Here is a 1,444-nt window from a genome sequence, read left to right on the forward strand (position 1 = left end):
GTCCTATCTATTGATGTGGGTCTGAACTGGTCACTCGTAAGATCGGCGAGGCCCAGGGGCCCTGGGTATGGCTGTCATGGTTGAGCCGCTGGATGGCTTGAAGGACATGGCCGCCCGGGGCCCCGCGACGACTCGACCGCCAATTGGGAGATGCGACTCGATCGCTGCATAGGACAACGTCGGCGAGGTCGTCTGCTGGGTTGATGTGACGACGAGCTGGCGGAGGTGACCGTGCCTGAGATTTGGGCCGGAGTGGACATCGGCAAGACGCACCACCATGCGATGGTGATCAACACGGACGGCGAACGGCTGCTGTCCCGCCGCGTCCAGAATGACGAGTCCGAGCTGCTGGAGCTGATCGGCGACATCCTGGCGATATCCACCGACGTGCTGTGGGCGGTCGACCTCAACCACGGCGGTGCCGCCCTGCTGATCGGACTGCTGCTCTCGCATGGGCAGCCCATGACCTACCTCACCGGCCTTGCCGTGCACCGGGCCTCGGCGTCTTACCGGGGCGAGGGGAAGACGGACGAGCGCGATGCCTTCGTTATCGCCGACCAGGCCCGCGTCCGCCGCGACCTGGGGGTGCTGCGGCCCGGGGACGAGCTGGCTGTCGATCTGCGGACGCTGACCACCCGCCGCCTGGACGTCGTCTTCGACCGCACTCGCCAGATCAACCGGCTCCGTGCTCAACTCCTTGAGATCTTCCCGGCGCTGGAACGCTCGGTCGACCTCATGAAGAAGGGGCACGTCACGCTGCTGACGGGCTACCAGGCTCCGGCCGCGATCCGCCGCGCGGGCGCCAGGCGGATCGAGACCTGGCTGAAGAACCGCAAGGTCCGCGGCGCCACCGCCGTCTCCGAGATGGCCGTGGAAGCGGCCCAGGCCCAGTTGACCGCGCTGCCGGGTGAGACGCTGGCCGCCGCCATGGTGGCCCGCCTCGCGAAGGGGGTGATGGCCCTCGATGAAGAGATCGCCGAACTCGACGCCCTCATCGAGGCTCGATTTCGCGAGCATCCGCACGCACAGGTGATCCTCAGCCTGCCCGGCATGGGCCCCAAACTCGGGGCCGAGTTCATCGCCACGACCGGCGGTGACATGGATGCCTTCGGCAGCGCCGACCGCCTGGCCGGGTTCGCAGGCCTGGCCCCGCAGCCACGTGACTCCGGCCGAGTCAGCGGCAACCTGCGCAGACCCCGCCGCTATCACCGCGGGCTCCTGCGGGCCATGTACCTCTCCGCAATGGCCAGCCTGCCGGCCTGCCCGGCCTCCAAGGCGTACTACCGACGCAAGCGCAGCGAGGGCAAGGGACACAAGCAGGCCCTGCTTGCTCTCGCCCGCCGACGCCTCAACGTCCTGTGGGCCATGATCCGTGACGGAGCGTGCTATCACGCTTCATCCCCCGTCACGGCTGCGGCTTGACAACACGATTGGGATGTCCTTC

General features: G+C 67.7%; 1 protein-coding gene. It reads left to right on the top strand.

Translation table 11 applies throughout. The annotated features are described in order from the left end of the window. The first annotated feature begins 225 nt into the window (after positions 1–225). Positions 226–1,422 carry an IS110 family transposase gene (locus ACFWI8_RS36255; RefSeq protein WP_387100525.1) on the top strand — a complete coding sequence of 399 codons (1,197 nt, stop codon included), beginning with the start codon at positions 226–228 and terminating at the stop codon, positions 1,420–1,422. The last annotated feature ends 22 nt before the right edge of the window (positions 1,423–1,444 follow it).

It is taken from the genome of Streptomyces sp. NPDC127098 (assembly GCF_042722465.1).
Taxonomy (GTDB): Bacteria; Actinomycetota; Actinomycetes; order Streptomycetales; family Streptomycetaceae; genus Streptomyces; species Streptomyces millisiae.